Origin of the sequence: Sphingomicrobium aestuariivivum, assembly GCF_024721585.1 — a bacterium.
GTDB classification, from domain to species: domain Bacteria; phylum Pseudomonadota; class Alphaproteobacteria; order Sphingomonadales; family Sphingomonadaceae; genus Sphingomicrobium; species Sphingomicrobium aestuariivivum.
Map to the genome: position 1 here is coordinate 1,786,556 of NZ_CP102629.1, position 26,720 is coordinate 1,813,275.

Consider the following 26,720-nt stretch of genomic DNA (forward strand, 5'->3'; position numbering starts at 1 on the left):
GTATGGCCGATGTGAACCACAATAAGGCGCAGGGTAATAATGGCGGTCCCTCGATCGCCTCGCCCGGACCGCAGGACCAGACCAACCGTCCCGACAGCCAGCGCGGCGATGCCGCCAATGCAGTGGGTGCCTATGACCATGTCGAAGGCAGCCTGGCCGCGCCCGACGTGAACCAGTCGGGCGGCAAGCAGCCGACCGACCCCGTGCAGAGCTATGCGCACGAGGAAGAGGAATAGGGGGCTAGCCCCCCACGCGTGACGTCACGCGAGCGAGAAAGGTCCGTCGGGAAAACGGCGGGCCTTTTTGTCTTAGATCGCGGATCGTGGCTTCAAATCGCGGGCGCTCTCTGCAACCCTTCGATAAATGTGAGGAAGATAGGGGGGCGGTATGAGCGAGAGTGGAGGCGGCAGCGTGCCAATGCGCTGCGCTTCGGGCCTTCCCGAGGATTATGTGCCACCCCATGGCGCACGGCTCATAATGCCTGTCCGTGACCCCGGTATCGTCTTCGGAAGCGACGAGCGAACCAATTTCGTTCGCGCTCCGGACGGGATGCTGCTGAGACTGAAAAGCTTTCCCAAGCGCGGCGGTGTCGGCTTCTCTTCTTTCCTCGTGCAGCTTCCCGATGGCCGGGACCATCGGGTCGGTCGGATCAAAATCCACACGTTTCAGGATCGTTCCTATTATCTCGTCCGCGTGACGGCCTTGTCCGACTCGATAATGGGACTGAAAGACACCAGCCGGCAATTCGATCTCGACCCGCTCATCCCCTTCCTGTCCGAATTCTACATCCAGAAGTCGAACGACATCCTCGCCACCAACTTCCAGTTCCTGGACGAACGTCTGTGCGCGCCCGAGTGACAGGCACGGCCATCCTCAGGGCGGACCGCAGGATCAGGCCGAGGCGAGCGCCTCGGCGATGAGCCTTCGCGTTTCCTCGACGCCGTAGAGCGCGATGAAGCTGCCCATGCGCGGCCCCTGCGCGGAGCCGAGCAGCGTTTCGTAAAGCGCTTGGAACCAGTGGCGCAGGCTTTCGAAATCGAACGCCTTGCCGACCTCGAAGACGATGTTCTGAATGTCCTCGGCAGGGGTCGCGGGGTCGATCTCGGCGAGCTTCTCGTCGAGCATCTTGAGCGCATCGACCTCATGGCCGACCGGCGCGCGGCGCTTGAGGCCCGGCACCACGAAGTCGCGGGCATAATTGACGGCCAGCCCGATGAGATTGTCGAGCTCGGGGCTGTTTTCCGGCGTCGCGTCGGGCGCGTAGCGGTTGACGAACTTCCACGCGACCGCCTTGTCCTGGAGGCCTGGCAGGCTGACGAGGTTGAGCAAGAGGCCATAGGTCAGCGGCAGGGTGTTGGTGGGCACATCGCCATTGTGGATGTGGTGCACCGGGTTGCCGAGCTTCTTGTCGAGCTCCTGCGTCGGGTAATTGCCGCGGAACTGCCAATATTCATCGACCGCGCGCGGCACGAGGCCGAGGTGCAGGTTCTTGGCCTTGCGCGGCTCGCGATAGATGTAGAAGGCGAGGCTCTCTTCGGAGCCATAGGTCAGCCATTCCTCGATCGACAGGCCATTGCCCTTCGACTTGGAAATCTTCTCGCCCTTCTCGTCGAGGAACATCTCGTAGATGAGCCCCTCGGGCTTGCGGCCGCCCAGCACCTTGGCGATACGGCCTGACTGGACGCCTGAGTCGGTGAGATCCTTGCCGTACATTTCATAGTCGACGCCAAGCGCGACCCAGCGCATCGCCCAGTCGACCTTCCACTGGCACTTGGACTGGCCGCCCAGCGCCGACTGCTCGACGCGGCTGCCGTCCTCGTCGGTGAAGGCGATCATGCCGGCGTCGGCGTCGAGGATCTCGACCGGCACCTGCAGGACGCGGCCCGTGGTGGGCGAGATGGGGAGGATCGGCGAGTAGGTCGCGCGGCGTTCCTCGCGCAGCGTCGGCAGCATGATGTCGAGGATCTGCTCGTTGCGGCGCAGCACGGTGCGCAGCGCCTCGTCGAACTCGCCAGAGTTGTACTTGTCGCTCGCCGCCGCGAATTCGTAATCGAACCCATATTGGTCGAGGAAACGCTTCAGCAGCGCATTGTTGTGCGCAGCGAAGCTTTCATCCTTGGTGTCGAACGGATTCGGAATACGGCTCAGCGGCTTGCCGAGATTGTCGGCGAGCATTTCGGGATTGGGGACATTGTCGGGCACCTTCCTGAGGCCGTCCATGTCGTCGGAAAAGGCGATGAGGCGGGTCTTGCCGTCTTGCGGCTGCCACCCCATCAGCGCTTCGAAGGCGCGGCGGACCATGGTCGTGCGCAGCACCTCGTTGAAGGTGCCGATATGCGGCAGCCCGGAGGGACCGTAGCCTGTCTCGAACACCACCGGACGCTCGGGCACATTGCCGCCGAACCGTTTGGCCAGCCGTTTCGCTTCCTCGAAAGGCCAGGCCTTGGAGTTGCGTGCAGCGGCGGAGAGGGTGTCGAGATCGATGGTCATGGTCCGCAGCGGTTATCGCCATTTGTGCGCCGCATCAACCACTTGGAACCACGGGGCGCCATGCGCGTACTTTCCCGAACATCTGAGGGAAGTACAATCATGAACAGTTCGATGGTCTATTTCTTCGGTTTCCTGCTCGTCATCGCGGGCCTCGCTTATGGCGCGATCACGCTCGGCGTGCCGAGCCTGTGGGTCGGCATCGGCGCCGTCATCCTCGTCGGTCTCGCGATCATGAACACCGTAACCAGCACGAAGCGCCCCGCGCCCGCCGATGGCGAGGTGACGCGCACCACCACCACCGTCCGCGAGGAATAGGGGTCAGTCCCGGTCGAGGATGGTCGCCGCGTCACGCTTGTGCGCGGCGATCTCTTCTTCGCTGAGCCCGCAGATCTCGTGCGGGAAGACGAGCCAGTCGTCGCACTCGTGAACATAATAGTCGGGCACGAGGTCGGTGCGGTTGCGCCGCGGCTTGTAATAGACGGTGGCGATGCGGGTCTCGCGCGGCATGTTGTGGCGGCAGCGTGCCTTGAGTTCGGCGAGGAATGCTTCGATCGAGCGCCCGCTGTCGAACACATCGTCGATGACAAGCAGCCGGTCCTCGGGGTTGAGCGTGTCGATGAGATAGCCCAGCGCGAAGACGCGGACTTCCTTCTCTTGGCGGTCGATGCCGGTGTAGGAGGAGGTGCGGATCGAGATGTGGTCGGCGTCCTGCCCGTGGAAGGCGAGCAGTTCCTGCACCGCGATGCCGACCGGCGCGCCGCCGCGCCAGATGCCGACGATATGGGTGGGCTTGTAATCGCTCTCGAGGATCTTCCGCGCCAGCCTGAAGCTGTCTGAGAGGAGCTGGTCGGCGCTGATCCAGATCTTGTCGCTCATAGTGCGTCGATCTTTGCGAGATGCGGCGCCTGGTCGGCGGGGCTGAGGAGCGAGCCGGTGAAGGCATTGCGCGCGAGTGTCTTCAGTTCGTCCTTCGACAGGTCGAGCGCCTGTGCGGCGGCATGGAAATTCTCCGAGATATAGCCGCCGAAATAGGCCGGATCGTCGCTGTTCACCGTCGCCTTCAATCCGTGGTCGAGCATGGTCTTCAGGGGGCTGTCGGCGATGGCGTCGATGACGCACAGCTTGAGGTTGGAGAAGGGGCAGACGGTGAGCACGAGGCCTTCCTCCGCAATCCGCTTCGTCAGCGCTTCGTCCTCCAGCGCGCGATTGCCATGGTCGATGCGTTTCACCCCGAGGAGGTCCAATGCCTCGCGGACATAGTCGGGCGGGCCCTCCTCGCCGGCATGGGCGGTGGGGAAGAGCCCCATTGCGCGCGCCTCGGCAAAGACGCGTTCGAACTTGGAGGGCGGGTGGCCGACCTCCGAGCTGTCGAGCCCGACGCCGTGGATGCGGTCGAGCCACGGGCGCGCCAGTTCGAGGGTGGCGAAGGCGCTCTCCTCGTCGAGATGCCTGAGGAAGCACATGATGAGGCGGTGCGAGATGCCGAAGCGCCGCTCGCCCTCGTCGAGGCCGCTGGCGATGCCCTTCATCACCGTGTCGAAGGCGACGCCGCGCGCGGTATGGCCCTGCGGGTCGAAGAAGATCTCGACATGGACCACGCCGTCCTCGTGCACGCGCTCGAGATAGGCGAGGGTGAGGTCGTGGAAATCTTCCTCGGTCTGGAGGACGCTCATCCCTTGGTAGTAGATGTCGAGGAAGTCCTGGAGATTGGAGAAATCATAGGCCGCGCGCACCGCCTCGACGCTGTCGAACGGGATCTCGACGTTGTTGCGCTGCGCCAGCTTGAAGAGCAGTTCGGGCTCTAGCGAGCCCTCGATATGGAGGTGCAGTTCGGCCTTGGGCAAGGCATCGATCAGTTCGCGGCGGTCGGCGGCGGAGAAGGTCTCGGTCATGGCGCTGCACGCTGGGCATGCCGCCATGCAGAGTCAATGCGGGCGACCGTCTTGTTGCCCTTCCGTTCGCCTCGCGGCATCAGGGGCGGGTGAGCCTGCCCCCCGACCTTCCCGCGCTGCACGCGACCCATGCCGGCATCTGGCTGGCCAAGGGGGGCGAGGTGCGTTCGGTCTCGCGCGGCGAGGCGATCGCGCGCGCGGCGGAAAGCCCGCACCTCCTCCTCAACGCCCCGATGGTGGGCGGACGACTGGGCACGCCCGACCTGTCGGGGCTCGACCTCCTCGAACTGTTCGCCTTCGTCCATCCCGCGCGCTTTTCCGTGCCGACGGTGTCGGGGCTGGCGCGCGCGGTCGGCCTCGAACCGCCGGCGGGCGAGGAGGAAGCGGCGCTCATGCTGGCGCGGATCGCCGACACGCTGCTGGGGCGGATGGGCGAGAACGACTGGCACGAGCGCGAAGGAGCGTGGACGGTCAATCGCGCGCTGGCCCGCGCCGGCTGGCCGTGGGCGCCGCTCGCGGGTGCGCGGCTGCCGACACCGGGCAAGATGGAACGCAGCCTCTTCACCCGCCTGCCCGAATGGGAGGAGGGCGCGGGGCCTGCGCCGCCGCGTACCGTCCATGTCGACGAGGACGAGGCGCTGAAGCGGCTCGATGCCTTCACCGGCAAGGGCGCCGAACGCCGCGAGGGGCAGCGGGCGATGGCGACGGCGGTCGCGCCCGCCTTCGCGCCGCGAAAAGCCGAGCGCCAGCCCAATGTGCTGCTCGCCAATGCGGGCACGGGGATTGGCAAGACACTCGCCTATCTTGCGCCCTCGACGCTGTGGGCGGAGAAGTCGGGCGGCACGGTGTGGGTCTCGACCTATACCAAGGCGCTGCAGCGCCAGCTCGATGCCGAAGGGGCGCGGATCGAGCCCGATCCGGTGCGGCGCAAGAAGCGCATCGTGGTGCGCAAGGGGCGCGAGAATTACTGCTGCCTCCTCAATCTCGAGGATGCCATGCAGGGCGGTTTCGCGGGTCGTGCGGCAGTGCTGGCACAGCTGGTGGCGCGCTGGGCGGCCTATACCAAGGATGGCGACATGGTCGGCGGCGACCTGCCGGGCTGGCTGCCGAGCCTGTTCCGGCGGGCGGGTGCGACCGCGCTTACCGACCGGCGCGGCGAATGCGTCTATGCGGGCTGCGCGCATTACCGCAAATGCTTCATCGAACGCGCCGAGCGGGCAGGGCGAGAGGCCGATCTCGTCATCGCTAATCATGCGCTCGTCCTCATCGGCGCGGCGCGCGGGCGGCCCGATGCGCCGAGCCGCATCGTCTTCGACGAGGGGCATCACCTGTTCGATGCGGCGGATTCAACTTTCGCGGCGGCGCTGACGGGGCGCGAGGCGATCGAACTCAGGCGCTGGATTATCGGTCCCGAGGGCAAGCATCGCGGACGGCGGCGCGGCCTTCAGGCTCGGCTGATGGACCTCGCCAGCTATGACGAGGCGGGCAATGAGGCGATTTCCAAGATCGTCGAGGCGGCGCAATCCCTGAATTCGGACGGCTGGCTCGGCCGCGTGCAGGAAGGTGACCCGTGGGGCCCGCTGGAGAAATTCTTCGCCGCGATCCGTGCCATGACCTATGCGCGCGCCAAGGCGTCGGACGCGGGCTACGGGCTCGAGACCGAACTCGCCGACCCCGATGCGCCGCTGGTCGAGGCGGCGGCGAGCGCGCATGAGGCGATGGAAGCGCTCGCCCAGCCGATGGCGGCGCTGACGCGGCGGCTCGAAGCCGTGCTCGAGGATGCGCCCGACTGGCTCGACAGCCAGGCGCGCGCGCGGGTCGAGGGTGCGATCAATTCACTGGGATGGCGGCGCGAACAGGTGGCGGGCTGGAGCGCGATGCTCGGGCGCATCGGCGGCCCCGCCGATCCCGATTTCGTCGACTGGCTCGCCTGCCACCGCGTCGAGGGGCGCGACTATGACATCGGCATGCACCGCCACTGGCTCGACCCGACGCGGCCGCTTGCCAAGGCGGTGATCGAGCCTTCGCACAGCGTCATCGTCACCTCGGCCACCTTGAAAACCACCGAAGGCTGGGACGAGGCGGAGGCACGCACCGGTGCCGATCATCTCGAGGTCGCGGCACGCCATTTCGAGGCGAAGAGCCCGTTCGATTATGCCGGCAATACGCAGGTGCTGGTGGTCAATGACCTCGGGCGCGACAACCTCCCCGCGCTGGCGGGCGCCTATGCGCGGCTGATCGAGGCAGCAGGCGGCGGGACGCTCGGCCTGTTCACCGCGATCAAGCGGCTGCGCAGCGTCCACGCGCGGATCGCCGACCGCCTGGCGCGCGCGGGGCTTCCGCTGTTCGCGCAGCATGTCGACCCGATCGACACGGGCACGCTGATCGACATGTTCCGTGATGATCCCAAGGCCAGCCTGCTCGGTACCGATGCGCTGCGCGACGGGGTCGACGTGCCGGGCGAGAGCCTGAGGCTCGTCGTCATGGAGCGCATCCCCTGGCCGCGCCCGACCGTGCTCCACGGCGCACGGCGGCTGGCGGGCGGGGGCTCGGAATATGACGACAAGGTGGTGCGCGCCAAGCTCGCGCAGGCCTATGGGCGGCTGGTGCGCCGGGCGGGTGACGGGGGGCACTTCGTGCTCTTGTCCGCCGCCAGCCCGTCACGGCTCATGACCGCCTTCCCCGAGGGGGTGAGCGTCGAACGCGTGCCGCTCGAGGAGGCAGTGCGTCGGGTTGCCGACAGGCGCATTATCACCGACAATGCGCGGCAGGATGCCTGAACTCTTCCTCCTGCGTCACGCCAAGTCCGACTGGGGCGACCCGGGCTTGCGCGATGTCGAGCGCCCCCTGAACGCGCGTGGGCGGGAGGCGGCGCAGGCGATGGGCCGCCATCTCGACACCCTCGGCACGATCGACCAGCTGTGGGTCAGTCCCGCCACGCGGGTAGAGCAGACAATCGAGGGCTTGCGCGCTAGCTGCCCCGGCCTGCCCGAGCCGCAGGTGGTGCCGAGCCTCTACGGCGCGAGCGCCGACACGTTGATCATGCTGGCGCGGCAGGCGCGGGGTGAGCGGCTGATGATCGTCGGCCACAACCCGGGGCTGCACGACTGCGCGTTCGCGCTGGTGCGGGGCCAAGGCGGCGAGGGGATGGAGCAGCTGGCGCGCAAGTTCCCGACGGCGGCGCTGGCGCGGATCGGGATCGAGGGCGACTGGCCGATGCTGGATCGCGGGCGCGGGCGGCTGCTTGGCTTTACCCGCCCGAAGGACCTCTAGCGCGACAGGGCCTTTGCCAGCCGGTCGCGGATGCCGCGCAGGCGGTCGAGGTCGGACGGCGGCGGCGGCGGTTCGCGCAGCGCCTTCTTCGCCCCCTCCATCGTATAGCCCTCGCGGTTGAGGAGGGTGTCGATCCGGCGCGCCACGTCGACATCGGCGGGACGGTAATAGCGGCGGTTGCCCGCGCGCTTGAGCGGCTTCAGCTGGGGAAACTTGGTTTCCCAGTAGCGCAGGATATGCTGCGCCACCCCGATCTCGTCGGACAATTCGCCAATGGTGCGGAAGGCGGTGGGGTCCTTCGCGCGGGCCAAGGCCTTAGCCGGCGATCCGGTCGCGCATGATCTGGCTGGCGCGGAAGGTCATGACGCGGCGCGGCGCGATCGGTACTTCGACGCCGGTCTTGGGGTTGCGCCCGATGCGCTCGCCCTTGTCGCGCAGGATGAAGCTGCCAAAGCCCGAGATCTTGACGTTCTCGCCGTTCGACAGCGACTCGCACATATGGGCGAGCAGGCGCTCGACCAGCGAGGCCGACTCGGCGCGGCTCAGGCCCAGTTTGACGTGCACGACATCGGCAAGGTCGGCGCGCGTCAGCGTCCCCGCATCGACATTCTCGTGACCGTGGCTGCGTGCAATGCCGGCATCCGCCATGATGAAACTCCCGCCCCTGTTGGCACTGCCCCCTGTGACCGTGCCGAAAAAATCGTTTCGCATCAGGCCCGAACGGCCCGTGCGAGCGAATCCTTGCCTAATTTTCGTGCAAGTTCAAGGGGTCAGTCGTTAATAGCGCAGCGCCGCCGCGCCCCAGGTCAGCCCGCCGCCCATCGCCTCGAGGAGGACGAGGTCGCCGCGCTTGATGCGCCCGTCACGCACGGCGACGTCGAAGGCGAGCGGGACGGAGGCAGCCGACGTATTGGCGTGCCGGTCGACGGTGACGACGACCTTGTCGGGGTCGAGCCCGAGCTTCTTGGCGGTGGCATCGAGGATGCGCGCATTGGCCTGGTGCGGGACGACCCAGTCGACGTCGGCGGCCGAGAGTCCGGCGGCCTCGAGCGTCTCGGTCAGCACCTCGGCGAGATTGGTGACGGCGTGGCGGAACACCTCGCGCCCGCGCATGCGCAAATGGCCGACGGTCTGCGTGGTCGAGGGGCCGCCGTCGACATAGAGAAGGTCGTGATGCTCGCCCGCAGCATGGAGCTTGGCGGCGAGGATGCCCTGCTCGTCGCTCTCTTCGGCATCGAGCACCATCGCGCCCGCACCGTCGCCGAACAGCACGCAGGTGCCGCGATCTTCCCAGTCGAGGATGCGGCTGAAGGTCTCGGCGCCGATGACCAGCGCGCGCTTGCCCATGCCGGTGCGCAGGAGCGAATCCGCCACGCTGATGGCGTAGAGGAATCCGGTGCACACGGCCGCCACGTCGAAGGCAACGCAGTCCTTGATGCCGAGCGCGGCCTGTACCTTGGTGGCGGTCGCGGGGAAGGTCTCGTCGGGAGTGGCGGTGGCGAGGATGATGATGTCGACGCTATCGGCGGAAACGCCTGCGGCCTCGAGCGCCTTGCACGAGGCCTCGGTGGCGAGCGTCGAGGTGGTTTCATCCTCGCCCGCGATGTGGCGCTGGCGAATCCCGGTGCGCTCGACGATCCACTCGTCCGACGTGTCGATCTTCTCGGCCAGTTCGTGGTTGGAAACGCAGCGTTTCGGCAGCGCGCTGCCCGAACCCTTGACGACCGAACGGATCATTACTTGGCGGCCTCGTTCAATTTATCGAGCGTGTGGCTCCGGAATTTCTCGAGATCGTCCGTGATCTTCTGGGTGATCTCGTTGCGAACCATCGACCCTGCCACGGCGATCGCATTGGCGACACCCTTGGCGCTCGCCCCGCCGTGACTTTTCACGACGATGCCATTGAGGCCGAGAAAGACCGCACCATTGTGATTGTTGGGGTCGAGATGGACCTTGAGGAGGCGCATCGCGGGCTTGGAGATAAGGAAGCCCATGCGGCTTCGGATCGACGACTTGAAGGCGTTGCGCAAGAGGTCGGTGACGAAGCGCGCGGTGCCCTCGGCGGTCTTCAGCGCGATATTGCCCGAAAAGCCGTCGGTGACGACGACATCGACATCGCCGCGGGCAAGCTTGTCACCTTCGGTGAAGCCCTGGAAGTCGAAGGGGAGATAGTTGGCATCGCGCAAGAGCTGCGCGGCGTCCTTCAGCTCGTCGGTCCCCTTGAGGTCCTCGGTGCCGATGTTGAGGAGGCGCACGCGCGGGCGCTGGTTTTCCATGACGGTGCGCGCATAGGCCGCGCCCATCACCGCGAACTGGACGAGGTTCTGGGCATCGCACTCGGTATTGGCGCCGAGGTCGAGCATGACGAGGTCATCCTCGCGCACGGTCGGCAGGAGCGCCGACAGGGCCGGGCGGTCGATGCCCTCCATCGTCCGGAGCGCGAGCTTGGAGATTGCCATCAGGGCGCCGGTGTTGCCGCCCGAGACGGCGGCGTGGCTGGTCCCGTCCTTCACCGCGCGCACAGCCTCGCCCATCGAAGTACCCTTCGATTTGCGAATCGCCTGACTCGGCTTGGTATCGGCCTCGATCAGCCCATCGCAGTGATGGATCGTCGACACAGCCGCCAGCTTTTCGTACCGCGCCAGCTCGGCAGCGATACGATCCTTGTCGCCATAGAGGTCGAAGCGCAGGTCGCGATCACGCCGCCGGGCGAGGGCGGCGCCCTCGACCATAACCGACGGCCCGACATCGCCGCCCATGGCGTCGATCGCGATCCGTGGGTTTGCGGCCACTGCTAGCTGCGCTTCGCTCGAGACTTAGTCGTCGAGCGAAATGACTTCGCGGCCGTTATAGTGGCCACAGGCATCGCACAGGTTGTGCGGGCGCTTGAGTTCGCCGCAGTTCGGGCATTCCTGGAACGCGGCGGGCGTCAGCGAATGGTGGCTGCGACGCATGCCCTTCTTGGAGGGCGAGGTTTTTCTCTTCGGGACGGCCATGACGGCACCTTCATCTACTGATCGAAAATAAAACAGCGACCACCGCGTCCCGATGAAATGCGGACGCCGGGAGGTCGCTCGTGGCGCGTCCTATAGCGAAAATGGCCAAGGATGCAAGGGCCGGAAGCCCCTCCGGCGACACGGTTTTCAACCACGCCCCAGCGCGGCGTCGCCGACGAAGGGATTGGTCGCCCGCTCGTGCCCGAAGGTGCTCATCGGCCCGTGGCCGGGCACGAAAGCGGTTTCATCGCCCAGCGGCCAGAGTTTCTGCGTGATCGCGTCGATCAGGTCCTGGTGATTACCGCGCGGGAAATCGGTGCGCCCCATCGAGCCCTTGAACAACACGTCGCCGACCAGCGCGAGCTTCGATTCGGCATTGTGGAAGACGACATGGCCGGGTGTGTGGCCGGGGCAATGGTGGACGGTGAAGACAAGCTCGCCGACCGTGACCGTGTCGCCATCCTCGAGCCAGCGGTCGCTCTCGAAGCTCGACCCCGGGATGCCGTATTTGGCGCCGTCCTCCGGCAGGCGGTCGATCCAATACTTGTCATCGACATGCGGCCCCTCGATCGGCACGCCGAGATCCTCGGCGAGCACCCGTGCCTGCCCGCAATGGTCGATATGGCCGTGGGTAAGGAGGATCTTCTCCACCTCAACGCCGGTCTGCGCGATCGCGGCCTTCAACTTGTCGAGATCGCCGCCCGGGTCGCACAGCGCGGCCTTGTTGGTCTTCGTGCACCAGAAGAGCGTGCAATTCTGCTGGAGCGGCGTCACGGGGATGATCGCGGCCTTGAGGGGCGGCAGGGGGGTGTCGGTCATGGCAGTGCTGGCTAGTCGGCCATGTCCGGCTTGTCGAGCGCGGCGGGGGCGGCGGCCAAGTCCGTGGCGACCGCTTCGGCGGCGCGCATCACGCGCAGCACGTTGCCGCCGGCGAGCTTGGCGAGATTCTCGTCGGACCAGCCGCGCCGCACCAGCTCGGCGAAGAGCGCGGGATAATCGTCGACCGAATCGAGGCCTTCGACCGTCTGGCTGATGCCGTCGAGGTCGCCGCCGATGCCGACATGGTCGTGGCCGGCGACCTTCGCGATATGCTCGATATGGTCGGCGACCATCGCAATGGTGGCCGCAGGACGCTCGTGATTCTCGTCGAAGATTTTCATTGCCGCCTCGACCGTCTCGGGGCTGCCGGGGTTGGTCGCCTCGAGCCCGGCTTCGAAAGCGGTCCGGCCGGCGTTGAACTGCCAGATTTCGTCCGCAAGAAACGTCGGAACGAAGGTCACCATGACCACCCCGCCATTGTCGGAAAGGCGCTCCAGCACGGCGTCGGGCACGTTGCGCGGATGGGTGGCGAGCGCGCGGGCGTTGGAATGGCTGAAGATGACGGGCGCCTTCGTCATGTCGAGCACGTCATGCATCGCCTCGGCGCTGACGTGGCTCAAATCGACGAGCATGCCGACGCGGTTCATCTCGCCGATCACGGTGCGGCCGAAGTCGGACAGGCCGCCATGTTTGGGCGCGTCGGTGGCACTGTCGGCCCAGCCGGTGGTGCGGCTGTGGGTCAGCGTCATGTAGATGGCGCCCAGCCGTTTGAACTGACGGAGCGCGGCGAGCTTGCCGCCGATCTGGTGGCCACCCTCGACGCCCGCCATCGAGGCGATGCGGCCATCGCGGAACTGCGCCACCACCTCGTCGGCGGTGCGCGCCCAGGCGAGGTCTTGCGGATAGGCGCGGACCATGCGGTCGACAGTGTCGAGCTGTTCGATGGTGGTGCGGATGGCCTCATCGCCGGTGGTGGAGGCGGGGATATAGACCGACCACATCTGGGCGCCGACGCGGCCTTCGCGCATGCGTTCGAGGTCGGTCATGTAGGGCGTGCCCGCATCGATGCCCTCGACCGAGCCCCCGGCATCGCCCGCGAGCGCATAGGGAAGGTCGTTGTGCCCGTCGACCAGCGGGGTCTGCGACAGGATGCGCGCGACGCGGGCGTCGACGTCGCTGGCGGCGGGCTGGGTCGCGGCAAGCGCGGCGGCGAGGGTCAGGCTGAACATGAAAAAGCGTCTCCTTTGCGTCCATCCGTGCCCCAGATGGGCGGGGGTCGTAAAGCCACGGCTTTACGGCGGCGCGGCGCGGGTTCATGGGAGCGCGATGCGGATCCTGTTTGACGATGCGCGCCCCGACGGCGTTTCCCAGTCTCTCCTGTTCGAGCAGCCGCTGCGCACCATCCGCGCCATGCGCGAGGAAGAAGTGCGCCCCGCGCTCGATGCGCTACGCGCCGCGCTGGCCGAAGGGCATCATGTCGCGGGCTACCTTGCCTATGAGGCGGGCTTCGCGCTTGACCCCGCGCTCGAAGGGCAAGGGCGCGAAGGGGAGGGGCCGCTCCTCCTGTTCGGGGTGTTCGAGGCACCGCGGCAGGTCGAGCGAGCCGCCCTGCTCGCCGCGACCGGCGAGGCCCGCGTCGATCCGCCGCGACCGATGATGCCACGCGCGCGATATCTGGCGGCGGTGGAGGAGGTGCATCGCGCGCTCCATGCCGGCGACTATTACCAGGCCAACATGACCTTTCCCTGCGACCTCGGGGTCTCGGGCGATCCTTTCTCGCTCTATGCGCTGCTCGCGGCGCGAGGCGGCGGCGGCTGGGGCGGGGTGCTCGAGCATGACGATGGCGCGCTGGTCTCGCTCAGCCCCGAGCAGTTCTTCACGCTCGAGGACGGCCTCCTTACTGCCCGTCCGATGAAGGGCACCGCGCCGCGGCGCGCCGATCCCGCCATGGACGCCGCCGAGGCGCGCGAGCTGGCCCGCGACGAGAAGCAACGCGCCGAGAATCTCATGATCGTCGACCTTTTGCGTAACGATCTTGCGCGGGTGGCGGAGACGGGCAGCGTCGAGGTGCCCGAGTTGTTTGCCGTCGAGACCTATCCCACCGTCCACCAGATGACGAGCCGCGTGACAGCGCGAATCGAGGGGCGATTCGATGCGGTCGATGTCCTCGAACGGCTGTTCCCCTGCGGTTCGGTGACCGGCGCACCCAAGATCGCGGCGATGCAGGCGCTGGTTAACCTCGAGCCCCATGCGCGGGGTGCCTATACCGGCTCGATGGGGTGGATCGCGCCTCCAGCGGCGGACGGATCGGCGGGTAATGCCGCGTTTAACGTCTTAATCAGGACAATCGAGACTGTATCGCAAAGGTCACGGGCGCGGATGGGATTGGGTTCGGGGCTTGTCGTGGATTCGCACGGCGGCAATGAATGGCACGAATGTTTGCTTAAGGGGCAATTCGTGACGCAGATCGCCGACCCGTTCGATCTTATCGAGACGATGGCTTACGACCCCGTGGACGGGATCGTCGATCTCGAGCGGCACTTGGCGCGCCTCAAGGGCGCGGCGGCCGACCTCGGCTTCATCTTCGACCGGCACGATGCGCGCAACGAATTGCAGGCCGCCACCTTCGGCCACCGCAGCCCCGCCTTCGTCCGCCTGCTCGCCGCGCGTGGCGGCGGGGTGGCGATCGAATTGCTGCCCATCCCCGAGACGCCCGAGGAGCCGGTCAGCGTGCAGGTGAAGCCGCTGCCGGTCGATCCGTCGGACATGCGGCTGCGGCACAAGACGAGCGATCGCGCTTTCTATGACGATGCGCGCGAGCCCGAGATCGCCTTCGAGACCCTGTTCGAGCGCGAGGACGGGCAACTGACCGAGGGCAGCTTCACCAACCTGTTCGTCGAGAAGGACGGGCGGCTCGTGACCCCGCCCGCCGAGCTCGGGCTGCTGCCCGGCGTGCTGCGCCAGCGCCTCCTCGAGGAAGGCCGTGCGGTCGAGGGCGGGCTTACCCGCGCCGACCTCGAAACAGGCTTCTATATCGGCAATTCGGTGCGCGGCCTCGTCGGCGCGCGGCTCGTCTCAGGCCGCTAGGGGGAAGCGCAGGACGCGGTCCGACACCGGCACCAGCGCGCTCGCGCCGCCGCCCATCGCTTTCAATATCTCGGGATGGTCGGCATCGAGCCCGCCCGTCAGCGCGCCATAGGCGGGCAGGATCATCTTGGTGTCCGTCGCCACGAAGCAGCGCCGCGATACCCGCCGCCCGCGCGCCTTGATGCGGAGCTTGGGGTGGAAGTGGCCCGACAGTTCGGGGCGCGTCTCGTCCGCTTCGGCCTCGTGGCGCAGGACGAGTCCCTCGACCACGCTCTCGACCACCACTTCGCCCCCGCAATGATCGATCATGCCGGCGTCATGGTTGCCCGTGATCCAGACCCAGCGCAGGCCTTCCGTCAGCTCGGTGAGCTTGGCGCGTGCCCGTTCGGGCAGGCGGTCGCAGCCGAAGCGGTCGTGGAAACTGTCGCCGAGGCAATAGACGGCGCGCGCCTTCGACAGTGCGACATCCTCCGCCACCGCGTCGATTGTCGCCTCGCTGTCATAGGGCGGCAGCATCTGGCCGAAGCGTGCGAACCAGCTCGCCTTCTCGAGGTGCAGGTCGGCGATCAGCAGCGCCGCCTGGTCGGGCCAGAACAGCGCGCCCGACGGCAACACGGAGAAGTTTCGGGAGGCGAACGAAAGGGGAACCATGGCTTCTCCTACCGAGCCCAGGCGATTCCCTCCAAGTCCTTTGTCACATGGTCGCGCAAGGCCCGCGCATCGTGCAGCGCATTGTGCGGCACCGCACTGTTCGAGGCGGTCGAGAAGCCCGTCATGTCGAGCAGCCGGAGGGTGAAGGGCGGCACGCGCACCATCACCCCGGGGCCGGTGACGAGGAGGCGCGCGAAATGGGCGAGGTCCTCGGGCCAGTCGGCGCAGATTTCGGGGGCCTCGTCATGGGCGAGATAATGGGCCAGCGCCTGCGCCGCATCGGCGGCGGGCATGGGGCGCTCGCGCAAGGCTTCCGGCACGGTGTGAAGGAAGGGGATGACGTGGCGCGCGACCCACTCGCTCTCCGCCTCGGCGGGCTCGATGACGACGTAGAATTCCTCGTCGCCTTCCTCTTCGGGGACCAGCGCGAGGCTGATGAGGCGGCCGCCGAAGCCGTCATATTCGGTGTCGAGGAAATAGCGCATGGGCAATTCCCCTAATCGATGCGCATGGCGGCGTCGATGAGCGCCTGTTCGGCCTCGACCAGCAGTGCCTCGTCGGCCGCGCCGCCCGGCGCCTGTTCGCGGCCGATCACGACCATCAGCGGCACCGCCATCGGTGTGACCCGCTCGGCATCGACATGGACCATCGTGTCGGCGGCGCGCTCGACGAGGCGGGCGAGGCGGCCGAGTTCGGTCATCCGCGCCTTCGCATCCTCCCACGCCGCACGCATGAGGAGATGGTCAGGCTCGTATCGCTTGAGGACGTCGTAGATGAGGTCGGTCGAAAAGCTGACCTGCCGTCCCGACTTGCGCTGGCCGGGGTGCTGGCGCTCGACGAGGCCGCCGATGACGGCGACTTCGCGGAAGGCGCGTTTGAGGAGATGCGATTCCTCGACCCATTCGCGAAACTCGTCCTCGAGGATGTCGGCGGAGAAGAGCGCCTTGGGGTCCTTTACCGGCTTCAGCGAGGAGACCGCGAGGGCATAGTCGTTGGCGACCCAGTTCAAGGGCTTGAGGCCCGCGCGCTCCATGCGGTTGGTGACGAGCATGCCGAGGCTCTGGTGCGCGTTCCAGCCATCGAAGCTGTAGGCGACCATGAAGTGGCGTCCCTCGTGGGGAAAGGTCTCCACCAAGAGTTCATGAGGCTCGGGCAGGATCGAGCGCTTCGACTGCACGTCGAGCCATTCGCGCACGTCGTCGGGAAAGCGGCGCCACTGCGAGCGGTCGGCGAGAAAGCCGCGCACGCGGGCGGCGAGATGGGTGGACATGCTCATCCGCTGGCCGCCGTAGCTGACGATCCGCCCGTTCTTGGTCGAGGCGCGCACGATGATGTCGGCATCCTTGAAGCCTTCGACCTCGAGGCTGAGGCCCGAGAAATAGAAGGCATCGCCCACGGTGAGCGTCGAGCCGAAGCCTTCCTCGACCCGCCCGATCTTGCGTCCGTTCCTGAAGCGCACGTCCATCATGACATTGTCGACGATGACGCCTGCGTTCAGGCGGTGCTTCTGCGCCACCACCGGCTTGGTGATGCGCCACAGGCCGGGCTCGTCCTCGACGAGGCGGCGATACTTGTCATAGGCCTTGAGCGCATAGCCGCCGGTCGAATTGAGGTGGAGGATACGCTCCCATTCCTCGTCGCGAAGGCCGGCATAAGGCGCGGCGGAGCGCACCTCGGCGAGAAGCTCCTCCGAACGGAAGGGCCCCGCGCAGGCGACCCCCATGACATGCTGGGCGAGCACGTCCAAGGCGCCGGGGCGGAATTGTTCGGGGTCGAGTTCGCCGTCCTCGATCGCATCGAGACAGGCGCGGGCCTCGAGATATTCGAAGCGGTTGCCGGGCACGATCATGCCCTTCGACGGCTCATTGAGCCGGTGGTTGGCGCGGCCGACCCGCTGGAGAAGGCGGCTCGATCCCTTGGGCGCGCCCATCTGCGCGACGAGATCGACATTGCCCCAGTCCAATCCCATGTCGAGCGATGCGGTGGCGACCAGCCCGCGCAGCCGCCCTTCGGCCATCGCCAGTTCGACCTTCCGCCGTGCCTCGATACTCAAGGATCCGTGGTGGACGCCGATGGGCAATTGCTTGTCGTTGACCGCCCAAAGGTCCTGGAAGATGAGTTCGCACAAGCTGCGCGTGTTGCAGAAGATGATGCTCGCGCCATGCCCGTCGATGAGGTCGAGCACCTGCCGCGCGGCATAGCGCCCCGAATGGCCCGACCAGGGGACCCGCTCTTCGGGGATGAGGATCGACAGGTCGGCGGGCGCGCCGGGTTCGCCCTCGACGAGACGCACCGCGTCGATGTCGCCGTCGGGCGCAAGCCAAGCGCGATAGGCGTCGGGATCGGCGATGGTGGCGGAAAGGCCGACGCGCCGGAGCTTCGGTGACAATCGTTGTAGCCGCGCCATCGCCAGCGCGAGGAGGTCGCCGCGTTTCTCCTTCGCGAAGGCGTGGATCTCGTCGACGATGATGGTGTGGAGGTTGCCGAACATTCTTTCGGCATCGGGATAGGTGAGGAGGAGCGACAGGCTCTCCGGCGTGGTCAGCAGCATCTGTGGCGGGCGGCTGCGCTGGCGCTGCTTGCGGTTGGAAGGTGTATCGCCCGAGCGGGTCTCGACGCGGATCGGCAGCCCCATCTCCTCGATCGGCGTGAGGAGATTGCGTTGCACGTCGACCGCCAGCGCTTTCAGCGGCGAGATGTAAAGGGTGTGCAGCCCCTCGGTGGGCGTATCGATCAGGCTCTCGATGCTCGGCAGGAAGCCCGCGAGCGTCTTGCCCGCGCCGGTGGCGGCGACGAGCAGCGCGTGATCGCCGGCGCGACCTGCCTCGAGCATGCCCGCCTGGTGATCGCGCAGCCGCCAGTCGCGCTGCGCGAACCAATCACTGATGACCGCGGGAAGGCTGGCGCTCAGGCGTCACCCTCGCGGCGCTCGGCGGCGCGATGCTCTTCTTCATAGAGCTCGTCGGTGGCGCGTTCGGTGCGCGCGATGTCGGCGGGGCTGTCTTTCGCCTTGTTGCGGCTGATCGCATAGACGAAGACGATGAGGAGGAGGGCGGCGCCGATGATGGCGACGAGGCCGAGGCCTTCGGGCATGGATACATCCTTTCGGTCTAGGACCGGAACGAACCGGCCTGTTCACCCACTATAACGGCGCAATGCCCCGCTTGGGTTCCTGGATCGAGCCGCACCCCGAAGGGATTTATGTGAAGCCGGCCGATGCATGGGTCGATCCCATGCAGCCCAAGGAGCGCGCCCTCGTCACCCACGGTCATGCCGATCATGCGCGTTCGGGGCATGGCGCGGTCTGGGCGACGCCCGAGACGCTGGCAATCATGGGCGTGCGCTATGGCCCGCAGACCGAAAAGCCCGTCCACTATGGCGAGACGGTGCGGCTGGGCGAGGTGGAGGTGAGCTTCGTGCCCGCGGGCCATGTGCTGGGCTCGGCGCAGATCGTCCTCGACCATGCCGGCGAGCGGGTGGTGGTGTCGGGCGATTACAAGCGCCGGCCCGACCCGACCTGCGAACCCTTCCTTGTCACCCCTTGCGACATCTTCATCACCGAGGCGACCTTCGGCCTGCCGGTCTTCCGCCACCCCGACACGGGCCATGAAGTCGACCGCGCCATCCGCCGCCTCCACGACGAGCCCGGGCGCTGCGTGCTGGTCGGTGCCTATGCGCTCGGCAAGGCGCAGCGGGTCGTCAAGGAAATGCGGCTGCGCGGGCATCACGACCCGATCTATTATCACGGCGCGATGGAGCGATTGTGCACGCTCTATCAGGAACTGGGGGTCGATCTCGGCGAGCTGCGACCCGCGACGGGCGCCTCGAAGGACGAACTCAGGGACCGCATCATCATCTGCCCGCCGGGCCAATTGAACGACCGCTGGGCGCGGCGACTGCCCGATCCGGTGACGGCGATGGCGAGCGGTTGGATGCGCGTGCGCCAGCGCGCGCGGCAACGTAATGTCGAGTTGCCACTGGTCATTTCCGACCATGCCGACTGGGACGAGCTGACCACCACCATCCGGGAGGTCGCTCCAAAGGAGGTGTGGATCACCCACGGGCGCGAGGATGCGCTGAAGCACTGGTGCCTCACCCGACAGATCAAGGCCCGCGAATTGCGCCTGCTCGGACGCGAGGAGGAAAACGAATAGCCGCTAGCTGCGGCTGACGCCCAGCTTGCCCAGTTCGCCGTCGATCTGGGCGACGAGGCGGTCGAGGCCGGCTTCGTCACCGGCTTCGGCGCGGGCGGCGAGGACGTCCTGCGTGTTCGACGCGCGTAGCAGCCACCAGCCGTCCTCGGTCGTCACGCGCGCACCGTCGGTGTCGTCGATGGTCGCACCGGCCTGGCGCAGGTTGGCGAGAAGGTCATCGACGATCCGGAACTTGTCCTTGTCGCCCACCGGGAAACGCATCTCGGGGGTGGCGACCGTGTGCGGCATGGCATCGATCAACTGGGCGAGACTCTTGCCCGAGGAGGCGACCGCCTCGATCAGCCGGACGGCGGCGTAGAGCGCATCGTCGAAGCCGTACCAGCGATGCTTGAAGAAGATGTGGCCGCTCATCTCGCCCGCGAGCGGCGCGCCGGTTTCCTTCATCTTGGCCTTGATGAGGCTGTGCCCCGTCTTCCACATCAGCGGCGCGCCGCCGAGGTCCTCGATGCGGTCGAAGAAGGTCTTCGAGGCCTTCACGTCGGCGATGACGGTCGCGCCCGGATGCTCGGCGAGGACGGGCCCCGCGAGCAGCATCAGGATCTGGTCGCCCCAGACGACACGGCCCTGGCCGTCGACCGCGCCGATGCGGTCGCCGTCGCCGTCGAAGGCGATGCCGAAGTCGAGATCATGTTCGGCGACCAGCGCCTTGAGGTCGGCGAGGTTCTTCTCGACCGTGGGATCGGGATGGTGGTTGGGGAAGCTGCCGTCGACCTCGGTGTAGATGGCCTCGTGATGGCCGGGCAAATTCTCGAGCAGCTTCTCGAGCGCGGGGCCGGCGGCGCCATTGCCCGCGTCCCAGCCGATGCGGAACTCACCGCCACGGAAGTCCTCGGTGAGCCGCTTCACATAGGCGTCGAGCACGTCCTTCGTGGCATAGCTGCCCTTGCCCTGCGTCCAGTCGCCGCTCGCCGCGATGCGGCCGAGCTCCTGGATCGCCTCGCCATGCACCGAGCCATCGCCCAAGAGCATCTTGAAGCCGTTATAGTCGGCGGGATTGTGGCTGCCGGTGACCTGGATGCCGGCGTCGACGTCGAGCGTGGCGGCGGCATAATAGAGCATCGGCGAGGGGCCCATGCCGACATCGACGACATCGACCCCGCCCTTGCGCAGGCCCTCGATCAGCGCTTTCTGGAGGCGCGGGCTGTGCTCGCGCCCGTCGCGCCCGACCGCGACCGACTTGTAGCCCTTGCGCGCCGCCATGGTGGCGAAGGCACAGCCCAGCGCGGTGGCGTCACCCTCGTCGAGCGTCTCGCCGACCACCCCCCTGATATCATACTGGCGCAGGATGGAGGGGTCGAACTGGTGGCTCATCGCTAATCCTAACTGGCGGCGGCGATGGTCTCCGCCGAGGGGTCGGGCAGGTCGAGGCTGGCGACCATCTCGCGCAGCTCCTGCCGGGCCGCAATATGTCCCAAGCCGACGTCGGGCAAGTGCTTGAAGTCGAGCAGGGTCAGGCCCTTGGGGAAAAGCTCGCGGAAGATGACTCGTTCCCCGAGGCCCGGAATCGTGCGGAAACCGACGCGCTTCGACAGCTGCGACAAAGCGGCGGTCACGCGCGTCTTGTTGTGGCTCTCGATATGCTGGAGGCGGTTGCGCAAGATCACCCAGTCGACGCTGCGGCCCAGCTCCTTGGCGCGTCGCTGGCGCGACTGCCAGATGAGGTCGGCATAGAAGCTCGGGCGCGCGACCTCGTAGGTCTCGGGGTCGACCTGGCCGATGAGATCGAGGTCGACGAAGCTGTCGTTGATCGGGGTGACGAGCGTGTCGGCAAAGAGGATCGCGGTGCGCGCCATCTCGTCGTCGCGGCCGGGCGTGTCGACGACCACGAAGTCGTTCTTGGTCGCGAGGCGCGTGAGCGCAGCATCGAAGGCCGCGTCCGAACGGTCGGTCAGCACCTCGTGCTGGACCATCGGGATGGCGGCATCGAGCCGCGCGGCAGTCTTTTCGCGGTTCTCGAGATAGCGATCGAGCGTGCGCTGGCGCTGGTCGAGGTCCAAGGCCCCGACGCGCGCGCCCGCGGCGGCGAGCGCGATAGCGGTATGCACCGCGGTGGTGGATTTTCCGGTCCCGCCCTTTTCGTTGGCGAAGACGATGAAATGCGGCTGGCCCATTGGCTCCCTGCCCCCTAGGTATCTGGTCGAAATGGATTCTAGTCCAAGGGGCAAGTCCTGTGCAAATCATTAAGGGCAGGGAAAATTTGCGCGCTGCGCTCGGCACCTTGCGCGCCGGCGGCAAGTCGCTGGCGATGGTGCCGACGATGGGCGCGCTCCACGAGGGGCATCTCGCGCTGGTGCGCGAGGCGGCGGCCCATGCCGACAGGGTGATCGCCTCGATCTTCGTCAATCCGCTCCAGTTCAACGATGCGGGCGACCTCGAGCGCTATCCGCGCGACGAGGAAGGCGATGCCGCCAAGCTCGAAAGCGCGGGCTGCGATGCGGTGTGGATGCCGACCCCCGCCGACCTTTACCCCGACGGCTTTGCTACCACCGTCCATGTCGAGGGCATCACCGACCTGTGGGAAGGCGCGCATCGCCCCGGCCATTTCGACGGGGTCGCGACGGTCGTCACCAAGCTCTTCACCAACGTCCGCCCCGACGTCGCCGTGTTCGGCGAGAAGGATTACCAGCAGCTCGCGCTCATCCGGCGGCTGACGGCGGACCTCGATCTCGGGGTGGAGATCGTCGGGCTGCCGACCGTGCGTGCCGAAGACGGGCTGGCGCTGTCCTCGCGCAATGCGTTGCTGTCCGACGACGAACGTGCGGCGGCGGCGGCGCTTCCGCGCGCGCTCGATGAAATGGCCGCGATGATTCGCGCCGGCACCCCGCCGCGTGACGCCGAAGCGGCGGCAAAGCAAAAACTGGTCGGTGCCGGTTTCGGGCCGGTCGACTATGTCGCTTATGTCCATGCCGATACGCTGGAACCGCTGGAAACCGCCAATAAGGACGCGCGTATCATTGCCGCGGCGAGCCTCGGCAAGGTGCGGCTTATCGACAACAGGGCGGGCTGAACCGTCCGTTCCGGACATGGTTTTTTCCGCGTTAACCATTTGTCAGGACCGAATCGCGATCACTGATCCCATCGACGGGCACCAACGCCCGCAAGCAACAGGGGTTAAGTGACATGGCCATCAGCCAATCGAGTGCCGAGTTCCTGATCAAGAGCCGCATCGCCGACGCGATGGAGGGCGATGTGGATGCGCTGTTCGAACTGGGCGTGAGCTATTCGACCGGCCGGGGCGGCTGCGACGTCGACCTCATCGAAGCGCACAAGTGGTTCAACCTTGCGGCCCTTAATGGCGACAAGCGCTCGCAGCAGTGCCGCGCCGAAATCTCGGTCGAGATGACCGCGCGCGAGATCGCCGAAGCGCAGAAGAGCGCGCGTGCCTTCCTCGCCATGGGCGGTGCCGGCGCCGGCAGCCGCTACGCCGCCTAAAAGAAAAGCGGGGCGGCATCGCTGCCACCCCGCTCTCCAATAAGGATCGTCGCGCCGACTACTGGACGACGACGGTCACGGCGCGGCGGTTCTGCGCCCACGCCTGCTCGTTCGAGCCGAGCGCCACCGGGCGCTCCTTGCCCCAGCTGATGACGGTCATGCGCTGGTTGGGCACACCCATCGAGGCGAGATATTCGCGCGCCGCATTGGCACGACGCTCGCCCAGCGCGAGGTTGTATTCGCGGGTGCCGCGTTCGTCGGCATGGCCTTCGATCGAGGCATTGACGGTGGGGTTGTCGATCAGCCAGCGTGCCTGCGCCTCGAGGGTCGCGCGGGCGTCCATCTCGAGATTATACTTGTCGGTGGCGAAGTAGATGGTGTCCGAACCCGCCGCCGCGATCAGCGCCGCCTGGGCGTTGGGCAGCTCGACGAGGTCGAGGTCATTGTCGGCGACCGGGGTCGACGGCGCGGTATATTCTTCCGACGGTGCGACGACGTCGTCGTCCTTCGAACCGCAGGCCGCGAGGGTCAGCGTGGCCGCCGTGATGAGCAACAGTTTCTTCATTGGGTAACTCCCTTTTCCCTGGATCTAGTTTTGCAAGGGCGACCAGCTGGGATCGGAACCCCCCAGCGGGGTCGGCATGACGCGGGCGCGGCCACCATTGACCGGCACGGCATAGAGGGTCGCATCACCCGAACCCTGGGTGGTGCGATGGAACATCACGAACTGGCCGTTGGGGGCCCAGCTCGGGCCCTCGTCCTGCCAGGCCGAGGTGAGGAGGCGTTCGCCGCCGCCGGTCGGGGCCATGACCCCGATGCGGAACTGGCCGCCACCGATCTTGGTGAAGGCGATGAGATTGCCGAGCGGGCTCCAGGTCGGCGAGGCATATTGGCCGCCGCCGAAGCTGATGCGGCGCTGGTCCGAACCGTCGGCGTTCATCACGTAGAGCTGCTGCGAGCCCGAGCGATCGCTTTCGAAGACGATGCGGCGACCGTCGGGCGAGAAGCTGGGCGAGGTGTCGACACCGGGCATGGTGGTGAGGCGGCGCGGGGTGCCGCCATTGGCGCTGACGACATAGATGTCGGTGTTGCCGCCCGATGCCATCGAGAAGACGATGTTGCGCCCGTCGGGGGAATAGCTCGGCGCGAAGGTGAAGGCGGTGCCGGGCACGAGCAGGCGCGACTGGCCGCTCGCGAGGTCATAGACGTAGCTGCGCGGGCGGCGGCCCTTGTAGCTCATGTAGACGAGCTGGTCGCCGCGGGGCGAAAAGCGCGGGGTCAGCACCGTTTCCTGCCCCTCGGTGAGGTAGCGGTGGTTCTGCCCGTCCGAATCCATCAGCGCGATGCGCTTGACGCGATTACCCTTGGGGCCCGTTTCGGCGACATAGACGATGCGCGTGTCGAGGAAGGGCTCCTCCCCCGACAGGCGCGAATAGACGGTGTCGGCGCATTTGTGCGCGGCGCGGCGCCAGTCGTTGGGATCGACCGAATAGCCTTGGCGAACGAGTTCGCGCCCGGTGACCGTGTCGAACAGGTAGCAGGCCAGCGTGAGGCGGCCGTTGGGTGTCAGTTCGACATAGCCCGACACGAGCGCGCTGGCGCCCGCGCGCTGCCAGTCGGAGAAGATCGGGTCGGTAACCTCGCCATTGCGCAGGCGGCGGATGCCGACGGGGCCGATGGGGGTGATCACGCCGGTCGAGCGCAGGTCCGAGGCAATGACGATCGAGACATTGTTCGACACGGTGTCGACATTGCCGATCGGGGTGGTGGCGGGACCGCGCGCGGCCATCTGCGGCACGGCGACGGGCTGCGCCGCCTGCTGGCCGCCGACGACATCGACCTGGATACGATCATCGTCCTGCGCATGGGCGACGCCGGGCAATACCAGCGAGAGGAGCAACAGGGCTTTACGGAACATCTTCTTCTCCCTCACGGCAGTCGGTAGGTCATGTCGAAGTTCTTCCAATGGTCGTAATATTCCAGAGGAAGACCCGTTAAAGGTGAACAACCCGTATAGGCGGCGATCGCAAGGTCCTTCACGCGCTGTTCGTAGCGTTCATTCTCGCCGGTCACGCCACTCGTGCTGATGACGCGCGGCGGTCGCACAAGGTTTCCGGCGCGGTCGAGCCGCAGGTTGAGCGTGACGCGGATCTGGTTGGCGCCGGGGCCGGGGTCGATCTGGCGGTTGGCGCAGGGCTGGATCTGGCGGCGAATCGCCTGGACGATGCCGGCCTGCGCCTGCGCGCTGAACGCAGGCGCGCTGGGCGCGGCGCTCTCGGCCTCGCCCGACCGGCTGTTGCCTTCGCGCACGCCCTCGAGGAGGTCATCGCCGAGGCGGCCCGTCGGGCGCGGGCGCGGACGGGGGCGTTCGCGCGGCGGGGTCTGGGTCGGGGTGGCGCGCTCGCGCGGGGGCGCGGGCGTCGGCTCGGCGCGCGGCGGCTCGGGCGTCGCCTCGGGTTCGGGCGGGGGCGGCACGCTGTCGTCGGGAAGCTCGGGGGTGGTCGCCTGCGGGGCTTCCTGCGGGACCTGGCTCGGCGCTGCCGCCTCGAAGCCGACATCGTCGACGAACTCGACGAACACGGCGGGCGGCTCGGCGGGCAGTTCGTGCCCCGCCAGGTTCATCGACAGCGCCACGACGAGCGCGACGTGCAGGCCGAGGGCCATGCCGTTGCCGGCCCATTCGGCGCGGTCGAGCTTCACTCCGCGCCCTCTCCGACCGAGACGAGGGCGACGCGGTTGAGGCCCGCGGCATTGAGTTCGCCCATGACGCGCATGACGCGGCCATAGTCGAGGCTGCGGTCGGCGCGCAGATAGACGCGGCGGCCTTCGGGCGGCGCGGGCTCGGCGGCGATTTCGGCGAGGCGGGTGGAGAGCGAACCTTCCTCGATGACGAGGTCGTCGATCGAGATGACGCCGTCACGGTCGATCGACAGCTGCACCGGCTCGGCGGTCTGGTCGAGGGTCTCGGCGCGGCTTTCGGGCAGGTCCACGGCGACGCCCGCGACGAGGAGCGGGGCGGTGACCATGAAGATGATGAGCAGCACCAGCATCACGTCGACGAAGGGCGTGACGTTGATCTCGGCCATGACGCCGCGGCGCGAGCGACCCCGCCCGCGGCCGCGCCGGCGGCTACCCGAAGAGGCGAGCCCCATCGCCATTACTGGCGCTCCAGCTGGCGGCTCAGGGTCGACTGGAAGCGGTCGGAAAAGCGCGTGAGCTCGTTCTCGAAGGCATCGAGGCGGTGCGTCAGGCGGTTGTAGGCGATGACCGCGGGGATGGCGGCGAACAGGCCGATGGCCGTGGCAAACAGCGCCTCGGCGATGCCCGGCGCGACGACCGCGAGGCTGGTGTTGTTGGCGCCCGCGATGGCGGTGAAGCTGCGCATGATGCCCCAGACGGTGCCGAACAGGCCGACGAAGGGCGCGACCGAACCGATGGTGGCGAGGATGTTGAGGCGGTCGGACAGTTTTTCCAATTCGCCGCCCATGGCATCCTCGGTGGCCACCGCGATGCGGTCACGCGCGGCGGCGCGGTCGGTGAGGCCGGCCTTCACCGAGCGGTGATATTCATCGACGCCCGCGCGCAGCATCCGCGCGCTGGCATTGTCGTCGGCGCGGTGGGCATCGACGAAGCCGTTGATGTCCTTGGCCTTCCAGAAAGCATCGGCGGTCTTGCGCGACTTGGAGCGGGCGAGCGTGAGGCGCGCCGAATGGGTGAAGATGATGCCCCAGGTCCAGACACTGGCGAGCAGGAGCCCGATCATGACGGCCTTCACGACGATATCGGCCTGCATGAACAGGCCGAGCGGGCTCATCACATGGTCGTTGGCCGCGGCGTCGGTCATGGCAACGGCGGCGTTGGCAATC

The 26,720-nt window shown here is 67.1% G+C and carries 30 protein-coding genes; 9 read left to right on the forward strand and 21 right to left on the reverse strand.

Annotated elements, in window-relative coordinates:
• The first annotated feature begins 2 nt into the window (after window positions 1-2).
• Entirely contained in the window at window positions 3-236 is a 234-nt protein-coding gene (locus NUW81_RS09195) for a hypothetical protein (protein WP_245112609.1), read from the forward strand.
• A 151-nt stretch (window positions 237-387) separates the two neighbouring features.
• Window positions 388-858 carry a hypothetical protein gene (locus tag NUW81_RS09200; RefSeq protein ID WP_245112610.1) on the forward strand — a complete coding sequence of 157 codons (471 nt, stop codon included), beginning with the start codon at window positions 388-390 and terminating at the stop codon, window positions 856-858.
• Between the two features lie 33 nt (window positions 859-891).
• Here the strand turns inward: NUW81_RS09200 and NUW81_RS09205 are convergent, their stop codons facing one another.
• Window positions 892-2,490 carry a lysine--tRNA ligase gene (locus tag NUW81_RS09205; RefSeq protein WP_245112611.1) on the reverse strand — a complete coding sequence of 533 codons (1,599 nt, stop codon included), beginning with the start codon at window positions 2,488-2,490 and terminating at the stop codon, window positions 892-894.
• 99 nt (window positions 2,491-2,589) lie between these two features.
• On the opposite strand from NUW81_RS09205, the gene NUW81_RS09210 reads away from it, so the two are divergent.
• Complete coding sequence (locus tag NUW81_RS09210) at window positions 2,590-2,805, forward strand: hypothetical protein (RefSeq protein WP_245112612.1); 216 nt, start codon at window positions 2,590-2,592, stop codon at window positions 2,803-2,805.
• Window positions 2,806-2,808: 3 nt separating this feature from the next.
• Here the strand turns inward: NUW81_RS09210 and NUW81_RS09215 are convergent, their stop codons facing one another.
• Window positions 2,809-3,366: a phosphoribosyltransferase gene (locus tag NUW81_RS09215; RefSeq protein ID WP_245112613.1), complete on the reverse strand. Its 558-nt coding sequence runs from the start codon at window positions 3,364-3,366 to the stop codon at window positions 2,809-2,811.
• Window positions 3,363-4,382: an adenosine deaminase gene (locus NUW81_RS09220; RefSeq protein ID WP_245112614.1), complete on the reverse strand. Its 1,020-nt coding sequence runs from the start codon at window positions 4,380-4,382 to the stop codon at window positions 3,363-3,365. The genes NUW81_RS09215 and NUW81_RS09220 overlap by 4 nt, the downstream gene beginning before the upstream one ends.
• An 89-nt stretch (window positions 4,383-4,471) precedes the next feature.
• On the opposite strand from NUW81_RS09220, the gene NUW81_RS09225 reads away from it, so the two are divergent.
• Both NUW81_RS09225 and NUW81_RS09230 read left to right on the forward strand, forming a co-directional pair.
• Window positions 4,472-7,162, forward strand: coding sequence for an ATP-dependent DNA helicase (locus NUW81_RS09225; protein ID WP_376741945.1), 2,691 nt, complete (start codon window positions 4,472-4,474; stop codon window positions 7,160-7,162).
• Window positions 7,155-7,655: a SixA phosphatase family protein gene (locus tag NUW81_RS09230; RefSeq protein ID WP_245112616.1), complete on the forward strand. Its 501-nt coding sequence runs from the start codon at window positions 7,155-7,157 to the stop codon at window positions 7,653-7,655. The genes NUW81_RS09225 and NUW81_RS09230 overlap by 8 nt, the downstream gene beginning before the upstream one ends.
• Here NUW81_RS09230 and NUW81_RS09235 read toward each other — a convergent pair.
• The 7 genes from NUW81_RS09235 to NUW81_RS09265 all read right to left on the reverse strand — a co-directional run bounded on the left by NUW81_RS09235 (window position 7,652) and on the right by NUW81_RS09265 (window position 12,699).
• Entirely contained in the window at window positions 7,652-7,966 is a 315-nt protein-coding gene (locus NUW81_RS09235) for a MerR family transcriptional regulator (protein ID WP_245112618.1), read from the reverse strand. The genes NUW81_RS09230 and NUW81_RS09235 overlap by 4 nt on opposite strands.
• Before the next feature lie 4 nt (window positions 7,967-7,970).
• A complete protein-coding gene (locus tag NUW81_RS09240; RefSeq protein WP_245112621.1) occupies window positions 7,971-8,303 on the reverse strand; it encodes an integration host factor subunit alpha in 333 nt (110 codons plus the stop codon).
• Window positions 8,304-8,432: 129 nt separating this feature from the next.
• Window positions 8,433-9,392, reverse strand: a complete 960-nt coding sequence (locus tag NUW81_RS09245) for a beta-ketoacyl-ACP synthase III (RefSeq protein ID WP_280638885.1) — start codon at window positions 9,390-9,392, stop codon at window positions 8,433-8,435.
• Window positions 9,392-10,447, reverse strand: coding sequence for a phosphate acyltransferase PlsX (gene plsX, locus NUW81_RS09250; protein ID WP_245112624.1), 1,056 nt, complete (start codon window positions 10,445-10,447; stop codon window positions 9,392-9,394). Before plsX ends, NUW81_RS09245 begins: the two co-directional genes overlap by 1 nt.
• A 24-nt stretch (window positions 10,448-10,471) precedes the next feature.
• A complete protein-coding gene (rpmF, locus tag NUW81_RS09255) occupies window positions 10,472-10,651 on the reverse strand; it encodes a 50S ribosomal protein L32 (RefSeq protein ID WP_245112626.1) in 180 nt (59 codons plus the stop codon).
• 147 nt (window positions 10,652-10,798) lie between these two features.
• Complete coding sequence (locus tag NUW81_RS09260) at window positions 10,799-11,470, reverse strand: MBL fold metallo-hydrolase (RefSeq protein ID WP_245112628.1); 672 nt, start codon at window positions 11,468-11,470, stop codon at window positions 10,799-10,801.
• A gap of 11 nt (window positions 11,471-11,481) precedes the next feature.
• Window positions 11,482-12,699, reverse strand: coding sequence for a dipeptidase (locus tag NUW81_RS09265; RefSeq protein WP_245112631.1), 1,218 nt, complete (start codon window positions 12,697-12,699; stop codon window positions 11,482-11,484).
• Window positions 12,700-12,796: 97 nt separating this feature from the next.
• Between NUW81_RS09265 and pabB the strand changes: the two genes are divergently transcribed.
• Window positions 12,797-14,557: an aminodeoxychorismate synthase component I gene (gene pabB / locus NUW81_RS09270; RefSeq protein WP_245112634.1), complete on the forward strand. Its 1,761-nt coding sequence runs from the start codon at window positions 12,797-12,799 to the stop codon at window positions 14,555-14,557.
• Here pabB and pdeM read toward each other — a convergent pair.
• From pdeM to NUW81_RS09290, 4 genes are read right to left on the reverse strand one after another with little or no spacing between them, the layout of a single operon-like run.
• Entirely contained in the window at window positions 14,546-15,208 is a 663-nt protein-coding gene (gene pdeM, locus NUW81_RS09275) for a ligase-associated DNA damage response endonuclease PdeM (protein WP_245112636.1), read from the reverse strand. The genes pabB and pdeM overlap by 12 nt on opposite strands.
• 8 nt (window positions 15,209-15,216) lie before the next feature.
• Window positions 15,217-15,693 carry a hypothetical protein gene (locus NUW81_RS09280; RefSeq protein ID WP_245112638.1) on the reverse strand — a complete coding sequence of 159 codons (477 nt, stop codon included), beginning with the start codon at window positions 15,691-15,693 and terminating at the stop codon, window positions 15,217-15,219.
• A gap of 11 nt (window positions 15,694-15,704) precedes the next feature.
• The gene (locus NUW81_RS09285; RefSeq protein WP_245113773.1) at window positions 15,705-18,119 is read right to left on the reverse strand and encodes a ligase-associated DNA damage response DEXH box helicase; all 2,415 of its coding nucleotides are present in this window, start codon (window positions 18,117-18,119) and stop codon (window positions 15,705-15,707) included.
• Entirely contained in the window at window positions 18,116-18,301 is a 186-nt protein-coding gene (locus NUW81_RS09290; RefSeq protein ID WP_245112640.1) for a hypothetical protein, read from the reverse strand. Before NUW81_RS09290 ends, NUW81_RS09285 begins: the two co-directional genes overlap by 4 nt.
• Window positions 18,302-18,372: 71 nt before the next feature.
• On the opposite strand from NUW81_RS09290, the gene NUW81_RS09295 reads away from it, so the two are divergent.
• Entirely contained in the window at window positions 18,373-19,362 is a 990-nt protein-coding gene (locus tag NUW81_RS09295) for a ligase-associated DNA damage response exonuclease (protein WP_245112642.1), read from the forward strand.
• Window positions 19,363-19,365: 3 nt separating this feature from the next.
• Here the strand turns inward: NUW81_RS09295 and pgmG are convergent, their stop codons facing one another.
• The gene (gene pgmG / locus NUW81_RS09300) at window positions 19,366-20,733 is read right to left on the reverse strand and encodes a phosphoglucomutase/phosphomannomutase PgmG (protein ID WP_245112643.1); all 1,368 of its coding nucleotides are present in this window, start codon (window positions 20,731-20,733) and stop codon (window positions 19,366-19,368) included.
• A gap of 8 nt (window positions 20,734-20,741) precedes the next feature.
• Window positions 20,742-21,533 carry a division plane positioning ATPase MipZ gene (locus NUW81_RS09305; RefSeq protein ID WP_245112645.1) on the reverse strand — a complete coding sequence of 264 codons (792 nt, stop codon included), beginning with the start codon at window positions 21,531-21,533 and terminating at the stop codon, window positions 20,742-20,744.
• Window positions 21,534-21,592: 59 nt separating this feature from the next.
• On the opposite strand from NUW81_RS09305, the gene panC reads away from it, so the two are divergent.
• Entirely contained in the window at window positions 21,593-22,429 is an 837-nt protein-coding gene (gene panC / locus NUW81_RS09310) for a pantoate--beta-alanine ligase (protein ID WP_245112648.1), read from the forward strand.
• A 113-nt stretch (window positions 22,430-22,542) separates the two neighbouring features.
• Window positions 22,543-22,854 (forward strand): SEL1-like repeat protein, encoded by a 312-nt coding sequence (locus NUW81_RS09315; protein ID WP_245112650.1) that lies wholly within the window; start codon window positions 22,543-22,545, stop codon window positions 22,852-22,854.
• A gap of 58 nt (window positions 22,855-22,912) precedes the next feature.
• Here the strand turns inward: NUW81_RS09315 and pal are convergent, their stop codons facing one another.
• The 5 genes from pal to tolQ are packed head-to-tail and all read right to left on the reverse strand — an operon-like array spanning window position 22,913 to window position 26,698.
• Complete coding sequence (gene pal, locus NUW81_RS09320) at window positions 22,913-23,419, reverse strand: peptidoglycan-associated lipoprotein Pal (protein WP_245112651.1); 507 nt, start codon at window positions 23,417-23,419, stop codon at window positions 22,913-22,915.
• 24 nt (window positions 23,420-23,443) lie between these two features.
• Entirely contained in the window at window positions 23,444-24,772 is a 1,329-nt protein-coding gene (gene tolB, locus NUW81_RS09325) for a Tol-Pal system beta propeller repeat protein TolB (protein WP_245112652.1), read from the reverse strand.
• Window positions 24,773-24,783: 11 nt separating this feature from the next.
• Window positions 24,784-25,554 (reverse strand): cell envelope integrity protein TolA, encoded by a 771-nt coding sequence (tolA, locus tag NUW81_RS09330; protein WP_245112653.1) that lies wholly within the window; start codon window positions 25,552-25,554, stop codon window positions 24,784-24,786.
• Window positions 25,551-26,006 carry an ExbD/TolR family protein gene (locus tag NUW81_RS09335; protein WP_245113775.1) on the reverse strand — a complete coding sequence of 152 codons (456 nt, stop codon included), beginning with the start codon at window positions 26,004-26,006 and terminating at the stop codon, window positions 25,551-25,553. The genes tolA and NUW81_RS09335 overlap by 4 nt, the downstream gene beginning before the upstream one ends.
• A 5-nt stretch (window positions 26,007-26,011) precedes the next feature.
• A complete protein-coding gene (gene tolQ / locus NUW81_RS09340) occupies window positions 26,012-26,698 on the reverse strand; it encodes a protein TolQ (RefSeq protein WP_245112654.1) in 687 nt (228 codons plus the stop codon).
• Window positions 26,699-26,720: the final 22 nt, after the last annotated feature.